Raw genomic sequence first — 22,851 nt, forward strand, 5'->3', positions numbered from 1 at the left:
GCAAAGGTGATGACGATCAGCGAACCGCAGACGACTTCCTTGAAGGTACCCATGATAAGTCTCCGTTGAATATGTTAAGTATATTGCAACGTTTTTGCGGCCAAAGAGTTGATGAGACGCAAGTAAATTTCGTCATCGATCCATTTCCGGCCTGGCTTTTTCCTTGAATCCCGGTCGGATGCCGACGGTACAATGGCGGCTTCCTGAACGGACCGTCCGCCTCCATGGCCCGCCTCCCACGCCTCGTGGTTCCCCACCAGCCGCATTACGTCAGCCAGCACGGGCATGACGGCCAGCCGGTCTTTCGCGACAGCGAGGATTACGCCGCCTACCTGGCATGGCTGCGGGAAGCCGGCAAAAAATTCGCCGTCGCCATCCACGCCTACCTGCTGCTGCCGGAAGAAATCAACCTGCTGGTCACGCCCTCCGACCATGAAGGGCCGGGCCGGATGATGCAATGGATAGGGCGGTATTACGTACCCTGGTTCAACCGCAAGTACGGCCGCTCGGGCACGCTCTGGGGCAGCCGCTACAAGGCAACCGTGGTCGACGCCGGCAGCCATTTCCTGGACTGCTGCCTCTACATGGAAATGCGCCCGGTGCTGCTCGGCGCGGCTGCCGAGCCGGCCGACTACCGCTGGTCGAGCTATGCGCACCATGCCGGCATCGAATCCGACCCGCTGACCGCCGACCATCCGCTGTACTGGGCGCTCGGCAACACGCCGTTCGAGCGGGAGGCGGCATACCGGCGGCTGATGGAGCAGGGCATGTCGGTCAACGAGATTGCCCGGCTGGAGCGGGCAGTGCGGGCAGAGTGGGCGCTGGGTTCGGACGCGTTCCGCAGCGAACTGGAGAAACGCACGCAGCGCCGCGTCGGCCCGGCCCGGCGCGGGAGGCCGCCAAAAAGCATGCCTATCGCACCAAAATGACTCTGTCACCAATTAAAATGAACTTCGATAGGGCGTGATTTTAATTGGACTCTGACCCTAATTTTTCCTGTTGAACTATCTGATTCCTTGCACTATTCTGCAGGGTCAATCTTTTCAGCAGTGAGGAAACCCCATGCACGCGCAAGGTCTTTACGATCCAGCCAATGAACATGACGCCTGCGGCGTCGGTTTCATCGCCCATATCAAGGGCACCAAGAGCCATTCCATCGTCGAGCAGGGCCTGCTGATCCTGAAGAACCTCGATCACCGGGGCGCGGTCGGCGCGGACAAGCTGATGGGCGACGGCGCCGGCATCCTGATCCAGATTCCCGACCAGTACTACCGCGAGGAAATGGCGAAGCAGGGCGTGAACCTGCCGCCGCCCGGCGAGTACGGCGTCGGCATGGTGTTCCTGCCGAAGGAAGCCGCCTCGCGCATCGCCTGCGAACAGGAAATCGAACGCGCGGTGCTGGCCGAAGGCCAGGTCGTGCTCGGCTGGCGGGACGTGCCCATCGACATCGACATGCCGATGTCGCCCACCGTGCGCCAGAAAGAGCCGGTGATCCGCCAGATCTTCATCGGCCGCGGCCAGGACATCATGGTGACCGATGCGCTGGAGCGGAAACTGTACGTGATCCGCAAGTCGTCCGGCCACGCGATCCAGGCGCTGAACCTGCTGCACGGCAAGGAGTTCTTCGTGCCGTCGATGTCCGCCCGCACCGTGGTCTACAAGGGCCTGCTGCTGGCCGACCAGGTCGGCGTCTATTACAAGGACCTGCAGGACGAGCGCTGCATTTCCGCGCTGGCGCTGGTGCACCAGCGCTTCTCCACCAACACCTTCCCGGAATGGCCGCTGGCCCACCCGTACCGGCTGCTCGCGCACAACGGCGAGATCAACACCGTCAAGGGCAACTTCAACTGGATGCGCGCGCGCGAAGGCGTGATGAAGTCGGCCGTGATGGGCGACGACCTGAAAAAGCTGTTCCCGCTGATCTATGAAGGCCAGTCCGACACCGCCTGCTTCGACAATGCGCTGGAGCTGCTGGTGATGGCCGGCTACCCGATCGCCCAGGCGATGATGATGATGATCCCGGAAGCCTGGGAAAACCACACGCTGATGGACGACAACCGCCGCGCCTTCTATGAATACCATGCGGCGATGATGGAGCCGTGGGACGGCCCGGCCGCGATGGCCTTCACCGACGGCCGCCACATCGGCGGCACGCTCGACCGCAACGGCCTGCGCCCGGCGCGCTACATCGTCACCGACGACGACCTGGTGGTGATGGCGTCCGAGTCCGGCGTGCTGCCGATTCCCGAGTCCAAGATCATCAAGAAATGGCGCCTGCAGCCGGGCAAGATGTTCCTGATCGACCTCGACGCCGGCCGCATCATCGACGACAAGGAACTGAAGGACACCTACGCCAACGCCAAGCCGTACAAGCAGTGGATCGAGTCGGTCCGCATCAAGCTCGACGACCTGGAAGCCGACGCCGTCGCGCCGGTGTCCGAGGTGCCGCTGCTGGACCGCCAGCAGGCGTTCGGCTACACCCAGGAAGACCTGAAGTTCCTGATGTCGCCGATGGCGGTGCAGGCCGAGGAAGCCACCGGCTCCATGGGCAACGACTCGCCGCTGGCGGTCATGTCCAACAAGAACAAGACGCTGTACCACTACTTCAAGCAGCTGTTCGCGCAGGTGACCAACCCGCCGATCGACCCGATCCGCGAAGCGATGGTGATGTCGCTGGTGTCCTTCATCGGCCCCAAGCCCAACCTGCTCGACACCAACAACATCAACCCGCCGATGCGGCTGGAAGTCTCGCAGCCCATCCTCGACTATGCCGACATCGCGCGCCTGCGCGACATCAGCGCCCACACCGGCGGCAAGTTCCGCTCGCATGAGCTCGACATCTGCTATCCGCTCGCATGGGGCAAGGAAGGCATCGAGGCGCGCCTGGCGTCGCTGTGCGCGCAGGCGGTGGACGCGGTGCGTTCCGGCCATAACATCCTGATCGTCTCCGACCGCAAGATCGACGGCGACAACGTCGCCATTCCTGCGCTGCTGGCGACCTCGGCGATCCACCTGCACCTGGTCAGCAAGGGCCTGCGCACGTCGACCGGCCTGGTGGTGGAAACCGGCTCGGCCCGCGAGACGCACCATTTCGCGCTGCTGGCCGGCTACGGCGCCGAAGCCATCCATCCCTACCTGGCGATGGACACGCTGGCCGACATGGCGCGCGGCCTGCCCGGCGAGCTGTCGGCGGAGAAGGTGATCTACAACTTCCAGAAGGCGGTCGGCAAGGGCCTGATGAAGGTCATGTCCAAGATGGGCATCTCGACCTACATGTCCTACTGCGGCGCGCAGATCTTCGAGGCCATCGGCCTGAACCGCGCGCTGGTGGACAAGTACTTCAAGGGCACCGCGTCCAATGTCGAGGGCATCGGCGTGTTCGAAGTGGCCGAGGAGGCGCTGCGCCTGCACCGGCTGGCGTTCAGCAACGACCCGGTGCTGGCCAACGCGCTCGACGCCGGCGGCGAATATGCATACCGCGTCCAGGGCGAAGACCACATGTGGACGCCGGACGCGATCGCCAAGCTGCAGCACTCGGCGCGCGCCAACAACTTCAGCACCTACAAGGAATATGCGCAGATCATCAACGACCAGTCGCGTCGCCACATGACCCTGCGCGGCCTGTTCGAGTTCAAGCTCGACCCGGCCAAGGCGATCCCGCTGGAGGAAGTCGAGCCGGCCAAGGAAATCGTCAAGCGCTTCGCCACCGGCGCGATGTCGCTCGGCTCGATCTCGACCGAGGCGCATGCGACGCTGGCCATCGCGATGAACCGCATCGGCGGCAAGTCCAACACCGGCGAGGGCGGCGAGGACGTGAACCGCTACCGCCAGGAGTTGAAGGGCATACCGATCAAGCAGGGCGACACGCTGGCGTCCATCGTCGGCCGCGAGCAGATCGAGGTCGACATGCCGCTGCTGGCAGGCGACTCGCTGCGCTCGAAGATCAAGCAGGTGGCGTCGGGCCGTTTCGGCGTCACCGCCGAGTACCTGATTTCCGCCGACCAGATCCAGATCAAGATGGCGCAGGGCGCCAAGCCCGGCGAAGGCGGCCAGCTGCCCGGCCACAAGGTGTCCGAGTACATCGCCCGGCTGCGCTTCTCGGTGCCGGGCGTGGGCCTGATCTCGCCGCCGCCGCACCATGACATCTACTCGATCGAGGACCTGGCGCAGCTGATCCACGACCTGAAGAACGTGAATCCGAAGGCGGCCATTTCCGTCAAGCTGGTGTCCGAAGTGGGCGTGGGCACCGTGGCCGCGGGCGTGGCGAAAGCCAAGGCCGACCACGTGGTGGTGGCCGGCCATGACGGCGGCACCGGCGCGTCGCCGCTGTCGTCGGTCAAGCATGCCGGCACGCCGTGGGAACTGGGCCTGGCCGAGACCCAGCAGACGCTGGTGCTGAACCGGCTGCGCAGCCGCATCCGCGTGCAGACCGACGGCCAGATCAAGACCGGCCGCGACGTCGTCATCGCCGCGATGCTGGGCGCCGACGAAGTGGGCTTCGCCACCGCGCCGCTGGTGGCCGAGGGCTGCATCATGATGCGCAAGTGCCACCTCAACACCTGCCCGGTGGGCGTGGCCACGCAGGACCCGGTGCTGCGCAAGAAATTCACCGGCAAGCCCGAGCACGTGGTCAACTTCTTCTTCTTCGTCGCCGAGGAAGCGCGCCAGATCATGGCGCAGCTGGGCATCCGCAGCTACAACGAACTGATCGGCCGCACCGACCTGCTCGACAAGTCGCGCGCCGTGTCCCACTGGAAGGCCAAGGGACTGGACTTCAGCCGCATCTTCCACCAGCCGGAAATGTCGGACGACATCCCGCTGTACCAGGCGGAGTTCCAGGACCACGACCTGGAAAGCGCGCTCGACCACAAGCTGCTGGCGCAGGCAAAGCCGGCGCTGGAGCGCGGCGAGCGGGTCTCCTTCATCTCGCCGATCAAGAACCTGAACCGCACGGTCGGCGCGATGCTGTCCGGCCAGGTGGCGATGAAGTACGGCCATGAAGGCCTGCCGGACGACACCATCCATATCCAGCTGCACGGCACCGCGGGCCAGTCGGCCGGCGCCTTCCTGGCGCACGGCATCACGCTGGACCTGGTCGGCGAGGGCAACGACTATGTCGGCAAGGGCCTGTCGGGCGGACGCATCGTGGTGCGCCCGAACACCGAGTTCCGCGGCCGCGCGGTGGACAACATCATCATCGGCAACACCGTGCTCTACGGCGCGATCGCCGGCGAGGCGTTCTTCAACGGCGTTGCAGGCGAGCGTTTCGCCGTCCGCAACTCGGGCGCGGTGGCAGTGGTGGAAGGCACCGGCGACCATGGCTGCGAATACATGACCGGCGGCACCGTCGTCGTGCTGGGCCAGACCGGGCGCAACTTCGCGGCCGGCATGTCCGGCGGCATTGCCTACGTCTACGACGAGGAAGGCGACTTCGCGCGGAAGTGCAACATGTCCATGGTGGCGCTGGAGTCGGTGCAGGCCGCGGCCGACCAGGAAGCGAAGATGCCGAGGGCGGTCTGGCACAGCCAGCTGCGCGGCGGCGCCAGCCAGACCGACGAGGCGATCCTGAAGGGCCTGATCGAGCGCCACTTCAAGTACACCGGCAGCACCCGCGCGCGGGCGTTGCTGGACGACTGGGCGCATGCCCGCGCGAAGTTCGTCAAGGTCTTCCCGACCGAGTACAAGCGGGCGCTGGCCGAGATGGACGCGGCCCGCACTGCGCGGGAAGCGCGCGACAAGGTCACCGCCTGACAACGAACAGTGCCGCGCGCCGTTTCATGCATGGCGCGCGGCGGTAGAGCACATTGAGGAAGCGAGCACATACACATGGGTAAAGTCACCGGATTTCTGGAGTTCCAGCGTCTGCAGGAAGCAGCGGAACCGACCACCGAGCGCACGAGGCATTACAAGGAATTCACGCTGCGCCTGTCGGACGATCAGGCCAAAGTGCAGGGCGCGCGCTGCATGGACTGCGGCATCCCGTTCTGCAACAACAGCTGCCCGGTCAACAACATCATCCCGGACTGGAATGACATGGTCTACCGCGGCACCTACCGCGAGGCGCTGGACAACCTGCACCTGACCAACAACTTCCCCGAGTTCACCGGCCGCATCTGTCCGGCGCCGTGCGAGGCCGGCTGCACGCTGGGCATCAACAATGACCCGGTCGGCATCAAGTCGATCGAGCATTTCATCATCGACAAGGGCTGGGAAAACGGCTGGGTCGTGCCGCAGCCGGCCGAAACGAAGACCGGCAAGAAGGTCGCCGTGGTCGGCTCCGGCCCGGCTGGCATGGCGGCCGCGCAGCAGCTCGCGCGCGTCGGCCACGATGTCACCGTGTTCGAGAAGAATGACCGCGTCGGCGGCCTGCTGCGCTACGGCATCCCGGACTTCAAGATGGAGAAGTCGCACATCGACCGCCGCGTCGAGCAGATGAAGGCCGAAGGCGTGACCTTCCGCACCGGCGTGCTGGTCGGCAAGGACTTCCCGAAGAATGTGACCAACTGGGCCAGCGAGACCATCTCGCCGGAACAGCTGCAGCAGGAGTTCGACGCGGTCGTCATCGCCGGCGGCGCCGAGCAGCCGCGCGACCTGCCGGTGCCGGGCCGCGAACTGCAGGGCGTGCATTTCGCGATGGACTTCCTGCCGCTGCAGAACAAGGTCAATGCGGGCGACGAGCTGAAGGACCAGATCAAGGCGACCGGCAAGCACGTGGTCGTCATCGGCGGCGGCGACACCGGCTCCGACTGCGTGGGCACGTCCAACCGGCATGGCGCCGAGTCGATCGTGCAGTTCGAGCTGCTGCCGCAGCCGCCGGAAACCGAGAACAAGCCGCTGGTCTGGCCTTACTGGCCGACCAAGCTGCGCACCTCGTCGTCGCACGAAGAGGGCTGCGAGCGCGACTGGGCGGTCGCCACCAAGCGCCTCGAAGGCCGCGACGGCAAGGTCGAGAAGCTGATCGCCGCCCGCGTCGAATGGAAGGATGGCCGGATGCAGGAAGTGCCGGACTCCGAGTTCGAGCTGCAGGCCGACCTGGTGCTGCTGGCCATGGGCTTCGTCTCGCCGGTGCAGCAGATGCTGGACGCATTCGGCATCGACAAGGACGCCCGCGGCAATGCGCGCGCCACCACCGACGGCGACGGCTGCTACAAGACCTCGGTCGACAAGGTCTTCGCCGCCGGCGACGCCCGCCGCGGCCAGTCGCTGGTGGTATGGGCGATCCGCGAAGGCAGGCAGTGCGCCCGCGCGGTCGATGAATTCCTGATGGGTTCGTCGGTGCTGCCGCGCTAGGCGGCCAGCATCAAGCACAAGGCATCAAGCACAAGGCATCAAGCGCAAGGCATCAAGCACAATACGCAGGCCGGGCTGCCGCAAGGAGCCCGGCCTGCGCTTTTTCTAGTCCTGCTGCAGGTAACGCTGCCGCTCTTCCTCTTCCCGCCGCGCGATATCGATTTCCCTCAGCACCGCGCCGACATCGGCCGGCCGCGCGGGCGCCGCGACCCTGCCCGTCAATACCGTCTCCGGCGTCAGCAGGCCGGCGCTGTAGAGCGCCCAGATCTCCTTGCCGTACTGTAGTTCCAGCAGCGCCGGCACAAAGCGGCCCAGGCAGTCGGCCAGGTTGGCGACGTCGCGTTCCAGCATCGCCGCGGCTTCGGTATTGCCCGCCGCATCGATGGCCTGCGGCAGGTCGATGATGACCGGGCCGTCCGCATCGACCAGGATGTTGTAGCCCGACAGGTCGCCGTGGACCACGCCGGCGCACAGCATCAGCACGACCTCGCGCAGCAGCTGCGCATGGAAGAGCAGCGCCTGCTCCATGCTCAGGTCGACTTCGGCCAGGCGCGGCGCGGCATGGCCGTCGGCGTCGGTGACGAGTTCCATCAGCAGCACGCCCTCGAAGCAGATGTAGGGCCGGGGCACGCGCACGCCGGCCGCCGCCAGCCGGTACAGCGCATCGACCTCGGCGTTCTGCCAGACTTCCTCCTGCATCTTGCGGCCGTAGCGCGTGCCTTTTTCCATCGCCCGCGCCTGCCGGCTGTTCTTGACCTTGCGGCCTTCCTGGTAGGACGCGGCCTGCCGGAAGCTGCGCTGGCTGGCCTCCTTGTAGACCTTGGCGCAGCGGACGTCGTCGCCGCAGCGCACGACATAGACGGTGGCTTCCTTGCCGCTCATGAGCTGGCGCAGGACGGTATCCACCAGGCCCTCGTCAACCAGGGGCTGGAGTCGTTTCGGGACTTTCATCGGGGGGAGGGCAGCGGGGCAAGGGGTGGGGGAGCGCGGATAGTACCATCGGTTTTTGCCGAACTGCGCGAGAATGTGGCCTGACCAAACCGGAGGCAACATGACGTACGAGGAATACCTGGATGAAGTGACAACGCTGATTACCGAGAAATACGATGTCAGCGACGAGGACGCGATCAAGCATGTGATGCGTGCGCAGGCGGCCGGCTTCTTCAGCCTGCATGACGACCTGCCGGAGATGCGCACCCAGGAACGCGCGGAGCAGGACGCGAAAACCGTCTTCGAGCAAAAGAACAAGTCGCGCCCGCATACGCCCGGCAAACGCAGCGGCCCCAAAAAATAAGCCGCGGACTGGCCGCGGCTTATCGGGTCCCTGCTTCGGTGCTGGGGTGCCCAGGCGCCTGAGCGCCTGAGTAGCTTGGCGCGTGCCTGCCTGAACACTGGACCGCGGGCCCGCCGCGGCCCGGCGCAGCAAGGGTCAGCGCATCATTGCCGCTTGCTGGCTTCCTTCTTTACCTTCTTCGCTTCCTTTTTTTCCTTGGGGCTCTTGGCGGGTTCTTTCTTCACTGCTTTCTTGCTGTCCTGGCTCTTGCTCATGATGGTTGCTCCGGTTGAAGAAAGTACGGTATGCACTTTGCGGTGAAGGCAGCATTGTAGCTTGGCGCGCCCTGCGTTGCGCCGATGCCACGTCAGGCCATGCCATCGCCATGCCCCAGCCAACGGGCTTTTCACTGGGCGCCTTCATCGGCACTCTTGACTTTAACGCAATTTTCCCCTTCTTTGATCCGCAGAATCTCTCCGGAACTGCAATTGATGATTGCAGCCATCATTTCCCAAGAGTAATATCACTCCAAATATATTTCCCATGATAAATATTTGGTAATGTTGTCGCGCTGGCGTCATCGGCGATGCCCTTACCCTCGCACCCCGACATACCAGTAAATCATTATGAAAAATATGCAGACCGTTGCCCGCCGCTCCCACCGTGGATTCACGCTGATCGAATTGATGGTGACCGTGGCCATCGTCGCCATCCTGGCCTCGGTAGCAATTCCTTCCTACCGTGACTACGTGACGCGGGGCCGGATCCCGGATGCCACCAATGGCCTGTCCACGCTGCGCACGCAGATGGAGCAGTACTACCTGGACAACCGCACCTATGTGGGCGGCTGCGCGGCCGGGACCGTGGCGCCCCTGCCGACGTCGAGCAATTTCACGTTTTCCTGCACGGGACTGACCCCATCCGCCTTCACCGCCACCGCCACCGGCACCGGCACGATGGCCGGCTTCGTCTACGCGGTCAATGAGTCAAATACACGCACTACCACCGGCGTGCCGGCAAGCAGCGGTTGGGGCACAACGCCTGCCAACTGCTGGATCGTGCGCAAGGGCGGCGGATGCTGAATCGCCTGCAGCGCGGGGTCACCTCGATCGAACTGATGATCGGGATCGCGATCCTTGCCATCCTGATGGCCGCCGGCATGCCTTCGATGTCCGCATGGATCAGCAATGCGCAGATACGCGGCGGCGCCGAAATCGTGCAGAGCGGGATGCAGCTGGCGCGAGGGGAGGCAATCAAGCGCAATGCGCCGGTACGTTTCACGCTGACCGAGGCCGACGGCCAGATCGGCTGGCGGGTGGGCTGCGTCAGCATCACGACCGCGCCCGACTGCCCGGCCACGATACAGGCCCGGACCGCGGTCGAGGCCAGCAGCAAGGCCCGGATCGGGGCAAGCACGGCGATCATTCCGAACCCTGCGCCGTCCACCCAGTTCACCACCGCGCTTGCCGCGGGCGCCGCCTTGCCCGCTGGCGTGACCTTCGACGGCTTTGGCCGCTCAGTGCCCGCGGCCGGCGCCGACATTGCCCGGGTCGACGTCATCAACCCGGCCAGCGCGGGCGCCAGGCGCATGGTGATCACGGTAGGCAGCGGCGGCGTGGTGCGCATGTGCGACCCGGCCCTGTCGCGCGCGGCCAATTCACAAGGCTGTTAAGGGAGGCCGACGATGAAAGCCACAACGCAGCGAGGCGTGATCCTGATAGAGAACATGGTGGCGCTACTGATTTTTTCAGTCGGCATACTCGGCATGATCGGCATGGTGGCAACTTCGCTCAAGAACACGGCCGACGCGAAATTCCGCAATAACGCGAGTTTCCTGGCGAATCAGATCGTTGCCCGCATGTGGGTCGACGACAAGACCAATGCCACGCTGAAGAGCAATTACGAAAGCCCGAACGGCGCCAGGTATGTCGAGTGGAAGACCGCGGTCGCCGGCGTGCTGCCGGATGTGGCGGCCAATCCGCCGATCATCTTGGTGAACGCGCAGAATGTCGTCACTGTCTCGGTGCGCTGGAAACTGCCCGGCGCGCAAGCGGCCAGCAACTACACCATGTCCGCGATGATCAACCAGTAAGGAACGGGGCAGACATGGTCACGCAGCGATACGGCAGCAAGTCCAGCGCGGGTTTCAGCCTGGTTGAAATCATGGTCGGCCTGGTCATCAGCATGGTCGCGGTGCTGGCGATCATGCAGGCCCTGTCGATGTTCGAAGCGCCGCGCCGCGCGGCCATCGCAGCGTCGGACGCGCACATGCAAGGCGGCCTGGCCATGTATACGCTGGAGCGGGATGTGCGCATGGCCGGCTATGGCCTGAGCTTGCCGGCATTGCTTGGCTGCACGCTCAACAGCTCCTACAACGGCGCGACTCCCACCGCGCCATCGCCGCTGGGCGGGTCATTCATCCTGGCGCCGCTGATCATCACCAAGGGCGCCAACGGCTTGCCCGACACGATACGCGTCGTCTCCAGCGCCAAGCGCAACCCCAGCGTCCCGGCCAGGGTGGTGACTGACCATCCTTCGCAGGGCAGCAGCTTTTTCCTCAACACGGTGCTCGGGATCGCGCCGGGCGACATGATGATCGCTTACGAGCCCGGCAAGAACTGCGCGCTGTTCCAGGTCACCGATATCCCCACCGGCAACGTCCAGGTCAACCATACCAGCGCCGGCAGCCGGTGGAACCCGGCCGGCAGCGCCACCATCTTCCCGACCAGCGGCTACACCACGGATGCGCTGCTGTTCAACATGGGCAGCTTCTCCGTCCGCACCTATTCGGTCGACAGCAGCGCCAACCTGCTGCTGTCGGACTATACGGCGAATGGCAATGCCAACACGGACCAGCAGCTGTTTCCCGACATCGTCAGCCTGAAGGCGCAATACGGCTTCGACACGCGGCCAGCGGGACTGGATGCGCAAGTGGACGCATGGCGCGACACAGTCATCGATGCCGATGGCAACGGCACGGCGGGCGACACCGGCGACCTCCAGCGCATGTACGCTGCGCGCATCGCGGTCGTCGCGCGCAGCGCCGAGATGGAGAAGCCGCTTGCCAACGGCAGTTGCGACAACTACACCCGTGCTTCCCCGGTCCTGGTCCGGCCGACATGGACCGCGGCCGATCCTGCAACCGGGGTGCTGAGGACGACGACGATCGACGTCAGCAAGAACCCGGACGGAACGGCGAATGCGCTGTGGCAGTGCTATCGCTACAAGGTGTTCGAAACCGTGATCCCTCTGCGCAACCAGATCTGGGGCAAATCATGAACCGGTCGCGCCCCGTCAAAAGAATCGTGCGTCAAAACGGCATGGTGCTCGTGATCGCGCTGATCGTGCTGGTTCTGATGACCATGGGCACATTGGCAATGGTGCGCAAGATCGATTCCGGCAATGCGGTTGCCGGCAACCTCTCGTTCAAGCAGGGAGCCACCGCGGCTGCCGACGCCGGCACCGAGGCTGCCATCGCCTGGCTGCAGAACCGGATAGGCGGCCCCGAGCTTTATGAAGACAGTCCCGGCGACGGCTATTACGCCACCAGCATGGACCTGGTGGACATGACCGGCGGCCAGCGCAACCCGGCGCTGGCCCTGGTGGACTGGGACCAGAACAGCTGCAACAGCCAGCGCAGCGCCAACTGCATCGACCCGGCGCCGGCGGCGCCGGTCGGCGTCGACAACACGGTCAGCTACGTCATCAATCGCCTCTGCCTGCGCGCCCTCGACCCGAACGACACGCAAAACAGTTGCGCCAGCTTCAGCCAGGGCAGTGACGCCAGCCCGAAAAGGGGCGAATTGAAATATGGCGACGACAAGCGTTTCGGCGCATTGCCAGGCGAGTATTTCCGGATCACGACACGGGTCAGGGGACCCAGGAACACCGTCAGTTTTGTCGAAACCATCGTTCATTTCTGAAAAACGCGCAGCGGCGGACGCAACGATCCCGCAGCAGGCATAGCCCAGTTCCGCAACTGGCACACCAGGAAAGCATCATGAAGCAGCATTCAACAGCAATTGCAACGATTGCAGCGGTAGCGTCAGTCCTGCTCTGGCCGCTGCTCGCTGCCCAGGCCGCGGTCACCGACATCGCGAACGTGCCCATCGCGTCGTCGCCATCGACGTCGGTCAAGCCCAACGTCATGTTCGTGCTGGATGACTCGGGCAGTATGTCATGGACCTATATGCCCGATGCCGCGGACGATTTCCGGGGCGCTTACGGTTATGCCAGCAGCCATTGCAACAGCGCCTATTACGATCCGACGGTCAAGTACCTGCCGCCGCTGGACTCGACCGGGCGCAGCTTTGCCAATGCCAGTTTCAGCGGTGCGTATTCTGACGGCTTCGACAACAGCTCGCCGGTCGTCAACCTCGGCAGCCAGTTCATCGTCAATCGCTTCGTGCCCGAGGCCGCCAACGGCTGGTATGCCGCGAACGGCTCCTATACGCGTTATTCGTACGGCGCCGGCGCTGCTTACTACTACACCTACAGCGGCAGCCAGGACGTCCCGAATTATGGCGACACGACATCGTTCTTTTACCGGGAATGCAATACCGCCATCGGAACGAACGACAAGGTCAACAACGTCACGGTGTCCAACCTTTTCACAAAGCGCGTGGTCAGCTCGAATTCCGGGCCGGGCGCAACCGACGAGCGGCAGAATTTTGCCAACTGGTACAGCTACTACCGCACCCGCATGCTGGCGATGAAGACCGCCGCCTCCCGGGCGTTCGCGGCTGTCGGCGACAACTACCGGGTCGGCTTCATGAGCATCAATAACAATACGGGCGCCGACTACCGCAACATCGGCGACTTCACCGCAACGCAGAAAAAATCGTGGTACGACACGCTGACGGCGGCCGTCCCTTACAACGGCACGCCGCTTCGCTCGGCGCTGTCGACGGCCGGGCTGATCTATGCAGGCAAACTCAACGGACTGACCTTCAACGGCTCCACGGTGGCGGACCCGGTCCAGTACTCGTGCCAGCAGAACTTCGCCATCCTGTCGACGGACGGCTACTGGAACACCGGGCGCGACAGCGGCTGCTCCGGGCGCAACGGCGCTGGCTGCACGCTGGCGCGCAACGTCGGCGTGGGAGACACCGACAGCGCAACCACCCAGGCCCGACCGATGCGCGACGACCTGAAAAAAGCCGACACGCTGGCCGACGTCGCGATGTATTACTACAACCAGGACCTCAGGACGCCGGCGCTCAACAATTGCACGGGCGCGCTCGGGAGCAGTGCGGCACTGGTCTGTGACAACAACGTGCCTGGCGGCAGCACGGACCGCAACGCCCAGCAGCACATGACCACGTTCACGCTGGGGCTGGGCGTCAGCGGCACGCTGAAATATACCGACGACTATCTGTCGGGCGGGTCGGCCGACTACAACGCGCTGATCCAGGGATCCAAGAAATGGCCGGACGCGATAACCGACGAAGGCGCTGCCCGCATCGACGACCTGTGGCATGCAGCAGTCAATGGCAGGGGCACCTACTTCAATGCGACCAGCCCGGATGCGCTCTATACCGGCCTGAGCAAGGCGCTGGCCGGCGTCAGCGCACGCACCGGTGCGTCATCCGCGGCGGCCACCAGTAACCTGGAGCCGGTCGCCGGCGATAATTTTGTGTACTCGGCGCTGTACCGTACGGTCAAATGGGACGGCGACCTGCAGGCAAAGACCATCGACCCGGCGACCGGCGCCATCTCCACCACGCCGCTGTGGTCGGCCCAGGAACTGCTCGACGGCTTGGTCTCGGCAACCAGCGACAGCCGCACCATCTATACCTTCGACGGCAGCGCCACCAGCAAGCTCAAGTCCTTCACCTGGACCGCGCTCAATGCGACGGAAAAGGGATATTTCAACAACATCTGCAGCGGCAGCAAGCTGTCGCAGTGCACGACGCTGTCGACTGCGGACCAGACTGCCGTATCAGGCGCCAACCTGGTCAATTTCCTGCGCGGCCAGAAGGGTTTCGAAGACCTTACAAGCAACACCTCGCGCCTGTACCGCAGCCGCGAGCATACGCTGGGCGACATTGTCGGATCGCAGCCGGTCTATGTGAAAGCGCCGCCGTTCGAGTATGCCGACCTCAACTATGCGACGTTCAAGGAAAACCAGAAAACCACGCGTCCCGCCACCGTTTACGTCGCCAGCAACGATGGGATGCTGCATGCCTTCAATGGCGACACCGGCGTCGAGCGATGGGCCTATGTGCCGCCGGTCGTGATGCCCGAGCTTTACCGGCTGGCCGACCAGAACTATGCCGCCAACCATCGCTACTTCGTCGACGGCTCGCCAACCGTGGGCGACATCTGCCCGGGCGCGCCCTCGGCGACCTGTGCTGCGACTGCCTGGAAATCGATTTTGGTCGGCGGCCTGAACGCGGGTGGGCGCGGTTACTATGCATTGGACGTGACCGACCCGGCCAATCCCAAGGCGCTGTGGAATTTCTCCGTCAGCGACGATGCAAATCTTGGCTACACCTTCGGCAACCCGGTGATTACCAAGCGCAGGGATGGCACCTGGGTCGTGGTGTTTACCTCCGGCTACAACAATGTGTCGCCGGGCGATGGCAAGGGTTACCTGTATGTGCTCAATGCCGCAACCGGGCAGCTGCTGCTGCGCCTCAGCACCGGGTCCGGCGACACGACCACGCCGAGCAACCTTGCGAAGATCAACGCATGGGTGCCGGTCCCGACGAGCAATAGCGCGGAACGCTTCTATGGCGGCGACATGCTGGGGAATGTGTGGCGCTTCGACACCGACGACCTCACGCCGCCGGTTGGGCGCGAGGCATTCCTGCTGGCCCGCCTGGGCCAGATCGCGGGCGCCGGCCTGCAGTCCGTGACGACCAAGCCCGAGCTGACCGATGTCGTCTCGAATGGCACGCATTACACGGTCGTTCATGTCGGCACCGGGCGCTATTTTGCCGCCAGCGACCTCACCGACGTCAGCGTGCAGTCGGTCTACGCACTGAGGGATGACCTCACCGCAACCGGCCTGGGCCTGGCGCGATCCGCCGGCGTTCTTGTAAACCGCACGCTGCAGACGCTTGCCGGTGACAACAAGCGCACCGTTCCCACCGATGGCACCGCCATGAACTGGGCGACGAAGGCGGGATGGTACGTCGACCTGGCAAGCTCCGGCGAGCGCGTCAACGTCGACATGCAGCAGCAATTCGGCTTGCTGACCGTGGTCGGCAATGTGCCCAATGTGGACGCATGCACGGTCGGCGGCTATGCATGGTTATATAACTTCGACTTCCAGACCGGCCTGGCGGCTGCGGGCGCCAAGGGAGGCGTGGTCGGCATCCGGCTGGGCGGCAATGCACTGGTGGCCGGCGTCAAGCTGACCCGGCTCGCGACCGGCAAGGCGGTCACTCTTGTCACCGACACCGGGGGCGGCCTGAGCATTGAGGAGAATCCGACCTCGACCGCGACCCGGGGCGTGGCAAAGCGCGTGTCATGGCGTGAACTGGTGAACTGAACGGGGCAGGGCCGGGCCGGCCGGCCGGCTGCCAGCCCTGTCCATGCCGTTCCGGCAGTAATAACAGTATCGCGGGACGAGCGCATCGCTTGGCCCGCCGATCAAGGGCTTGCGCCGCTCCCTGCCGGCTGCGCCCCGATGTTCAGCGCATCGCCAATCCGCCATTCCTCCCTCGCCGCTCCCTACCGCAACGCCGCAATATGCAGCAGATTCGTGCTGCCCGACTCACCGAACGGCACGCCTGCCGAGATCGTGATGTTCTCGCCAACCCGCCCGAAGCCTTCCCGCAGCGTCGCGGCGATGGCGACTTCCACCATCTCCTCGACCGAGCGCACGTCCGGGCTCACGGTCGAATGCACGCCCCAGGCCAGCGCCAGCCGGCGCGCGGTGTGCACGTTCGGCGTGATGCTCAGGATGGGCGTGTCGGGCCGCTCGCGCGCGGCGCGCATACTGGTGTGGCCCGAGGTCGTGTAGCTGACCGTGGCGGCGGCGCGGATGATACGGGTGACGTCGCGCAGCGCCGAGCAGATCGCGTCGGCGCGGGTCGGCAGCGGCGGCTGCTGCTGCGCATCCATCAGCGTCCGGTACAGCGGGTCGCGGTCGACTTCCTCGATGATGCGGTTCATCATCGCCACCGCTTCCACCGGGTACCTGCCGCTGGCCGACTCGGCAGACAGCATCACCGCATCGGCGCCGTCGTACACCGCGCCGGCGACGTCGGACGTCTCGGCCCGCGTCGGCGTGGACGCCGACACCATGGACTCCAGCATCTGGGTCGCCACCACCACCGGCTTGCCATGTTTGCGGGCGATGCTGATCAGGCGCTTCTGCACCGGCGGCACGCGCTCGGCCGGCAGCTCGACGCCGAGGTCGCCGCGCGCGACCATCACCGCGTCGCTGGCGCGGACGATGCCCTCGAGCTGGCCCAGCGCGGCCGGCTTCTCTATCTTGGACATGATGCCGGCGCGGTTGCCGATGAGTTCGCGCGCTTCCAGCACGTCGGACACCTGCTGCACGAAGGACAGCGCAACCCAGTCGACCCCGAGCGACAGCGCGAACGACAGGTCGCGCCTGTCCTTCTCGGTCAGCGCCGGAATCGGGACGATCACGTCCGGCACATTGACGCCCTTGCGGTCCGAGATGACGCCGCCCGCCACCACTCGCGTGCGGATGCGCTCGGCGTCGACCTGCTCGACCTGCAGGCGCAGCTTGCCGTCGTCGATCAGCAGCGTGTGGCCCGCCGCCACCGCGCCGAACAGTTCGGGGTGGGGCAGGAACACGCGGCTGGCGTCGCCGGGCTGGTCGACCATGTCCAGCGTGAACAGCGCGCCTTCCTCCAGCATCACCGGTCCAGGCCCGAAGCGGCCGACCCGCAGCTTCGGGCCCTGCAGGTCGGCGAGGATGGCGATCGGGCGGCCGGTCTGCCGTTCGATCTCGCGGACCATGCCGTAGCGGGCGCGATGGTCCTCGTGCGAGCCGTGGCTGAAGTTGAAGCGGAACACGTCGGCGCCCGCCGCGAACAGCGCGGCGATCGTGGCGGCGTCGCCGCTGGCGGGTCCGAGGGTGGCAACAATCTTGGCATTACGCAGTCGTCTCATCGCTGGTCGCTTTAGTAAAAAAAGGGGGGAAGGGATGCGCCGGCCGGCGTCACAGGATCAGCACGGCGCGGAAGTCGTTCACATTGGTCCGGGTCGGGCCGGTCATCACCAGGTCGCCGATGCCGGCGAAGAAGCCGTATGCGTCATTCGCTTCCAGCATGGGCCGGGCGGCCAGTCCGGCCGCCGCCGCGCGTGCCAGCGTGTCGGGCGAGGCCAGCGCGCCGGCATTGTCCTCGGAGCCGTCGATGCCGTCGGTGTCGCAGGCGATCGCATGCACGCCCTCCATGCCCTGCAGCGCGCACACCAGCCCCAGCAGGAACTCCGCGTTGCGCCCGCCGCGGCCGGCGCCGCGCACCGTCACCGTGGTCTCGCCGCCGGACAGGATGACGCAGGGCTTGCTGAACGGCTGGCCATGCAGCGCGACCTGCCGGGCAATGGCCGCATGCACCTGGCCGACATCGCGCGCCTCGCCCTCGATCGCATCCGACAGGATGTAGGGCGTCACGCCGGCCTGCCGCGCCGCCGCCGCCGCGGCGTCCAGCGCCTGCTGCGCCGTGGCCACCACGTGATGCCGGTTGCCGGCAAAGCAGGCGTCGCCGGGCTTGGGCGTCTCGCCGGCGCCGCTGGCCAGGTGCGCGTGGAGCGCGGGCGGCAGGTCGATCGCATATTTGCGCAGCACCGCCAGCGCATCGTCGCAGGTGGTCGCGTCCGGCAGCGTCGGGCCGCTGGCCACCATCGCCGGGTCATCCGCCGGCACGTCGGAAATGAGCAGGGTCACCACCGTCGCCGGCGCGCAGGCCATTGCCAGGCGGCCGCCCTTGATCAGCGACAGGTGCTTGCGCACGCAGTTGATCTCCGAGATGGCGGCGCCGCTTTTCAGCAGCGCCCGGTTGACCTGCTGCTTCTGCGCCAGCGCGATGCCTTCGGCCGGCATGTTGAGCAGCGCCGAGCCGCCGCCGGAGATCAGGCAGATCACCAGGTCGGACTGCTGCAGGCCGGCGGTCATCTGCAGCATGCGCCGCGCGGCATCCTGGCCGGCCGCGTCCGGCACCGGGTGCGCGGCTTCCACCACCTCGATCGACCGGCAGCGCACGCCATGGCCGTAGCGCGTCACGACGAGGCCGTCGAGCGGCCCGTCCCAGTTGTCCTCGACCACCTTCGCCATCGCCGCGGCCGCCTTGCCGGCGCCGATGACCAGCGTGCGGCCTTGCCTGGGCGGCGCGGGAAGGAAGGGCGGCAGGCAGCGTTCCGCGCTGACCGCGTCGACAGCGCTTGCATACAGGCGATGCAGGAATTCAGCGGGATGGAATGACATGCCGGGGCTACCTTCGATGGCTGGAGCGCGGACGCCCAAAGCCGGCGCCCACGTCCTGTTGATGAAACACGGATGCAGGGATTCTATGGGCGGTGCGGCTGCTTGATAAGGTGCGAAACGATCAACACATCCGGTACTCCAGGTATCGGGTGGCGCGGCGACGGATGCTGGATCAGGCTTGCGGGGTAATGCGGGCCGGTGCGCCGGCCTGTGAGGAACGGGATGGAATCGCAGGGGGCGAGCCGCGCGGAGCGGCACGGCTGCCGTTGCAGCGCGTTTGTTTTTCCGGGCCGGAAAAGAAAAAACCCGCAATCGACATCGATGCGGGCTTCCCCTGTCTTCTCGCTCCCCAGCTCATAGGCATGGATTTTGTGAGCGAATGATGAATGCAAATGCGCCAACTGTCTACATGCAGTGCAGCATTTCTAAAAGGCAAGAAAAAGCCCGCTGGCTTGCTGGCAGCGGGCTGAAATCCAAACCTTGGGAGGATGGAGGAGACAGGCACATCGTAGTGCCAAACGCAGGGCAGGGTAAGTCAGCCAACGGCGATATCTGCTGTAGGACTTTCCCTTCGCGTCATGGAAGATGGTGCTGGTATTGTTGCCTGCCGCCAGCTCCGGAGGATGCGCCCGGACATGTCGACGGCCTTGCCGGACCCCGTGAAGCGCATGCGCGAAGTATAGATGGCCAATATGTAAGGACGATGACAGCAAGCAAGGGCCGCGGTCATTCCTCGTCTTTCCCGGCTTTCTGCAGCAGGCTGTCGCCGCTGTAGCGCTGGCTCGAAAGCACGGTGTCCCGCAGTTTCAGGGCCTGGTCGCGCGCCACTTTCGCCTGCGCCCTGAACACCCCGGCCGCGGCGATCTGGTTTTCGTCATGCAGCTCGCGGCCAGCCTTTTCCAGCAGCATGGCCGCCTCTTCCAGGCCGCGCATCGCCTTCCAGTAGCTGTCGTCGACCGAGCCGCTGATCTCGGCGATCAGCGCGCTGGACGAATAGGCATGGCCGGTATGGCACCGGAAACGGCTGCGTCCGCCCTCGTTCAGTTCCACCAGCACGCCATGGCATTCGGGGCAGGCGAAAGGGGACAGCTTGCCGACATCCATGATGCCTTTCTCGAACGCGTCGCCCTCCACCGCGATGCTGACTTCCAGGCCCATTACCCGGTGTACCTTTTCGCTGCCGGTCGGCGTCGCCTGCACGCTTTCCCTGACCAGCCGGTCGACCAGCGGCCCCATGGCCGCCGCGGACACCACGTGGTCGATGTCGACCTGCTGCATCGCGCTGGCCGGCATCGAGTCGACCATGCATTCGGCCAGTTCCTGCGCAATGGCGATGCCGCCCATGCGCTTAATGTTCCACAGCCCGGACGTGCCGTCGTCGAGTGCGCCCGACAGCACGATGCCGATCACCTTTTCGCGGTAGTAGTAGGCCGCCGAGCGGAACAGCGCATCGACCGACGGCCGGTTGCGGTTTTCCTTGGGTCCGCGCGTGACGATGACGCAGTCGTCCTCGATCAGCATGTGATGGTCTGGCGGCGCGACATAGACATGTCCCGGCTGGAATTTCTCGTTGTCCTGCGGATGCCGGACGGGGAGCGGGCACTTGCGCGCAAGGATCTCCGGCAGCTTGCTCACATAGTTCGGGGCAAGATGCATCACGACGAAGATGGGCGCGCTGAAGTCGTCCGGAAGGGACGCGGTGAAAGCGATCAGGCTTTCCACGCCGCCTGCCGAAGCGCCTGCGACGATCATGCGTTCGATGGTCATTGGAGCCTTGATGGGACGCACAGGTAAGACCGCGCGGTCCGACGACCGTTCAATCAGCGCGTCCTGCCGGCGCCATCGGTGACGGACCGGCGATGCGCGTCGCCGCCTGCGCCGCGCTATCCGTCCGTTGTCAGTCCGCGGCGGCCGCCGCCGGCTTCACCCGCGCCTGGCCATGCGGGCAGAGGTCCAGCAGCAGGCAGGCGCTGCAGCGCGGCGCGCGCCAGGTGCAGGTGTCCTTGCCGTGCCGCATCAGCACCTGGTGATTGTCGTAGACCTGCTGCGCGTCCCACTCCGGCGGCAATTGCGCTTCCAGCACCCGGTGCGAAGGGCCGACCGCCAGGTTCTCCGGGATGAGGCCCAGCCGCGCCGCCACCCGGTGATGGTGGCTGTCCACCGGCAGCGCCCGCCCGCGCAAGGTGCTGAACGACAGCACCGCGGCGCTGGTCTTGGGGCCGACGCCCGGCATCGTTTCCAGCCAGGCGCGCGCCTTGTCCACCGGCCAGTCGCGCAGGAATTCCAGCGACAGCGTGCCGCCGGCCGTCGATTCCTGCCGCGCGGACACCTCGCGCAGCACGGCCTGCAGGCGCGGCGCCTTCTGTTCAGGCCAGGTACAGGCCGCAATGGCGTCCTGCACCTCGGCCACCGGCGCATCGCGCACCGCCGCCCAGTCCGCGAAGCGCTCGCGCAGCGTGCGGAAAGCCAGGCCCGAGTCGCGGTTCAGCGTCCGATGCGAGAGCAGGGAGGACACCAGTTCGCTCATCGGGTCGATGGTATGGAAATAGCGCAACGGGCAGCCGTAGTGCTGGCACAGGCGCCGATGCGCGACCAGCGCCTTTTCCGCCGCGGGCATCGACACCGATTCCGTGGCGGCTGTCGCCGGCAAGGCGCTTTCTTGTATTGGCTCTGGCATGCAGGTAGGCCTTTCCGGTCCCAATGGATTGCTCGCAGCGGGCGCTGCGTTCATCCCGATGTGACCCGCATGCGTGGCGATGGTTTCCTGCATGCAGCGTAAGCCCGCGCCAATATCGACAGAGTATGCGTTTCGACAATTACTTTCTCTGTCGAAACTTTTTACACCGATAGTGTTGTCATTTGGTTTACAGATACTCAATATCATTTAAGCAATTGTTTATTAAGGTAAATATATTTACTGGCATAAACATTGCTATAGAGTAAATTATTGGACGAGTCGTCCTTCACCATCATCAGGGAGTCATAATGAAATCACTCAAGAAAGCACTGTTGGGTCTGGCAGTCACCGCAATCGGCGCCATTGCGATGAGCCAGCCCGTTGCGGCGATGACCCTGACGGTGACCGACATGAAATACGCCAATCCCACGACGGCGAGCATCCATTCCACCTCGACGAACCTGAACGTCAAGGCCGGCGAGTTCGTGGTGACCGATGGCACAAAAACCTTTCTGGCCTGGTGCGTGGATATCTTCCAGCTCACCACGTTCAACCAGGCGGTAAAGGACTACAAGGTCGGCGTTCCCGCCGGTGTGAGCCGGAACACGGTCGACATGCTTGCGCTGCTGGCGACGGAAGCGCTGAGCCAGGTCGTCGGTAGCGAGACGTCCGGCGCATTCCAGCTGGCCGCCTGGGAAATCGTGAATGAAAATTCCGACAAATATAATTTGGACACCGGCAATTTCAAGGCGGACCACGTATCCGGCGGGGCCAAGGCAATAGCGCAGAACTGGCTCACGAATCTCCCGACCGCAAGTGCGTATTCCGTCACCTGGTATGCCAGCGCCAGCAAGCAGGATCTCGCGGTATTCGAGAAGCTGCCGGCCACCGTCCCGGAACCCGCCACCATGGCCCTGCTCGGCCTTGGCCTGCTCGGCTTCGCCGGATCGCGCCGCAAGCAGGCCGGGCGCAGCAAGGCCTGAACGGTTCCGCCGCATTCATCGAGCCCGCCGCGCGCGGGCTTTTTTATCGGGCCGACCGGCGCGCCCCGAGGGGAGCGAATTGCCGGCTCAAGTTGCCGCCCCATTTGCCGCTATAGGGACGGTCATGGACGCGTGTCCATGAAATGCGACGCAGCGCGCATGCTGCTACTAATGGTCCGGTGGACTGGCTATACTTTCCGGCATTTTTCCCTTTCTC

17 protein-coding genes are annotated in these 22,851 nt (G+C 65.0%); 12 read left to right on the forward strand and 5 right to left on the reverse strand.

Going from position 1 to position 22,851, the window contains the following annotated elements:
• The first annotated feature begins 224 nt into the window (after positions 1-224).
• The 3 genes from QOL82_RS07000 to QOL82_RS07010 all read left to right on the forward strand — a co-directional run bounded on the left by QOL82_RS07000 (position 225) and on the right by QOL82_RS07010 (position 7,290).
• A complete protein-coding gene (locus QOL82_RS07000) occupies positions 225-929 on the forward strand; it encodes a transposase (RefSeq protein WP_283441527.1) in 705 nt (234 codons plus the stop codon).
• Between the two features lie 133 nt (positions 930-1,062).
• On the forward strand, positions 1,063-5,751 hold the full coding sequence (locus tag QOL82_RS07005) for a glutamate synthase-related protein (RefSeq protein WP_283441528.1): 4,689 nt from the start codon (positions 1,063-1,065) through the stop codon (positions 5,749-5,751).
• 75 nt (positions 5,752-5,826) lie between these two features.
• Entirely contained in the window at positions 5,827-7,290 is a 1,464-nt protein-coding gene (locus tag QOL82_RS07010; protein WP_283441529.1) for a glutamate synthase subunit beta, read from the forward strand.
• A gap of 105 nt (positions 7,291-7,395) precedes the next feature.
• Here QOL82_RS07010 and QOL82_RS07015 read toward each other — a convergent pair whose 3' ends face one another.
• Positions 7,396-8,241: a PA4780 family RIO1-like protein kinase gene (locus QOL82_RS07015; RefSeq protein WP_283441530.1), complete on the reverse strand. Its 846-nt coding sequence runs from the start codon at positions 8,239-8,241 to the stop codon at positions 7,396-7,398.
• Positions 8,242-8,341: 100 nt separating this feature from the next.
• Here QOL82_RS07015 and QOL82_RS07020 point away from each other — a divergent pair, with 100 nt between their 5' ends.
• The 7 genes from QOL82_RS07020 to QOL82_RS07050 all read left to right on the forward strand — a co-directional run bounded on the left by QOL82_RS07020 (position 8,342) and on the right by QOL82_RS07050 (position 16,061).
• Positions 8,342-8,584 carry a hypothetical protein gene (locus QOL82_RS07020; RefSeq protein ID WP_283441531.1) on the forward strand — a complete coding sequence of 81 codons (243 nt, stop codon included), beginning with the start codon at positions 8,342-8,344 and terminating at the stop codon, positions 8,582-8,584.
• 605 nt (positions 8,585-9,189) lie between these two features.
• On the forward strand, positions 9,190-9,645 hold the full coding sequence (locus tag QOL82_RS07025; RefSeq protein ID WP_283441532.1) for a type IV pilin protein: 456 nt from the start codon (positions 9,190-9,192) through the stop codon (positions 9,643-9,645).
• Positions 9,639-10,235 (forward strand): GspH/FimT family pseudopilin, encoded by a 597-nt coding sequence (locus QOL82_RS07030; RefSeq protein WP_283441533.1) that lies wholly within the window; start codon positions 9,639-9,641, stop codon positions 10,233-10,235. The genes QOL82_RS07025 and QOL82_RS07030 overlap by 7 nt, the downstream gene beginning before the upstream one ends.
• A 12-nt stretch (positions 10,236-10,247) precedes the next feature.
• Positions 10,248-10,655, forward strand: a complete 408-nt coding sequence (gene pilV, locus QOL82_RS07035) for a type IV pilus modification protein PilV (RefSeq protein WP_283441534.1) — start codon at positions 10,248-10,250, stop codon at positions 10,653-10,655.
• Positions 10,656-10,669: 14 nt separating this feature from the next.
• Entirely contained in the window at positions 10,670-11,842 is a 1,173-nt protein-coding gene (locus QOL82_RS07040; RefSeq protein ID WP_283441535.1) for a PilW family protein, read from the forward strand.
• A complete protein-coding gene (locus QOL82_RS07045; protein WP_283441536.1) occupies positions 11,839-12,486 on the forward strand; it encodes a pilus assembly PilX family protein in 648 nt (215 codons plus the stop codon). The genes QOL82_RS07040 and QOL82_RS07045 overlap by 4 nt, the downstream gene beginning before the upstream one ends.
• Positions 12,487-12,563: 77 nt before the next feature.
• Entirely contained in the window at positions 12,564-16,061 is a 3,498-nt protein-coding gene (locus tag QOL82_RS07050) for a pilus assembly protein (RefSeq protein ID WP_283441537.1), read from the forward strand.
• A 182-nt stretch (positions 16,062-16,243) separates the two neighbouring features.
• Here QOL82_RS07050 and pyk read toward each other — a convergent pair whose 3' ends face one another.
• Together pyk and QOL82_RS07060 are read right to left on the reverse strand one after the other, a co-directional pair.
• A complete protein-coding gene (pyk, locus tag QOL82_RS07055) occupies positions 16,244-17,659 on the reverse strand; it encodes a pyruvate kinase (RefSeq protein ID WP_283441538.1) in 1,416 nt (471 codons plus the stop codon).
• A gap of 49 nt (positions 17,660-17,708) precedes the next feature.
• Positions 17,709-18,974: a glycerate kinase type-2 family protein gene (locus QOL82_RS07060; RefSeq protein ID WP_283441539.1), complete on the reverse strand. Its 1,266-nt coding sequence runs from the start codon at positions 18,972-18,974 to the stop codon at positions 17,709-17,711.
• A 164-nt stretch (positions 18,975-19,138) separates the two neighbouring features.
• Between QOL82_RS07060 and QOL82_RS07065 the strand changes: the two genes are divergently transcribed.
• On the forward strand, positions 19,139-19,357 hold the full coding sequence (locus QOL82_RS07065) for a hypothetical protein (RefSeq protein WP_283441540.1): 219 nt from the start codon (positions 19,139-19,141) through the stop codon (positions 19,355-19,357).
• Positions 19,358-19,700: 343 nt separating this feature from the next.
• Here QOL82_RS07065 and QOL82_RS07070 read toward each other — a convergent pair whose 3' ends face one another.
• Both QOL82_RS07070 and QOL82_RS07075 read right to left on the reverse strand, forming a co-directional pair.
• Positions 19,701-20,741: a chemotaxis protein CheB gene (locus QOL82_RS07070; protein WP_283441541.1), complete on the reverse strand. Its 1,041-nt coding sequence runs from the start codon at positions 20,739-20,741 to the stop codon at positions 19,701-19,703.
• A 130-nt stretch (positions 20,742-20,871) separates the two neighbouring features.
• On the reverse strand, positions 20,872-21,624 hold the full coding sequence (locus tag QOL82_RS07075) for an endonuclease III domain-containing protein (protein ID WP_283441542.1): 753 nt from the start codon (positions 21,622-21,624) through the stop codon (positions 20,872-20,874).
• Positions 21,625-21,959: 335 nt separating this feature from the next.
• Here QOL82_RS07075 and QOL82_RS07080 point away from each other — a divergent pair, with 335 nt between their 5' ends.
• A complete protein-coding gene (locus QOL82_RS07080) occupies positions 21,960-22,634 on the forward strand; it encodes a PEP-CTERM sorting domain-containing protein (protein ID WP_283441543.1) in 675 nt (224 codons plus the stop codon).
• Positions 22,635-22,851 lie beyond the last annotated feature (217 nt).

The organism is Noviherbaspirillum suwonense (assembly GCF_900182955.1).
Classification (GTDB): domain Bacteria; phylum Pseudomonadota; class Gammaproteobacteria; order Burkholderiales; family Burkholderiaceae_D; genus Noviherbaspirillum_A; species Noviherbaspirillum_A suwonense.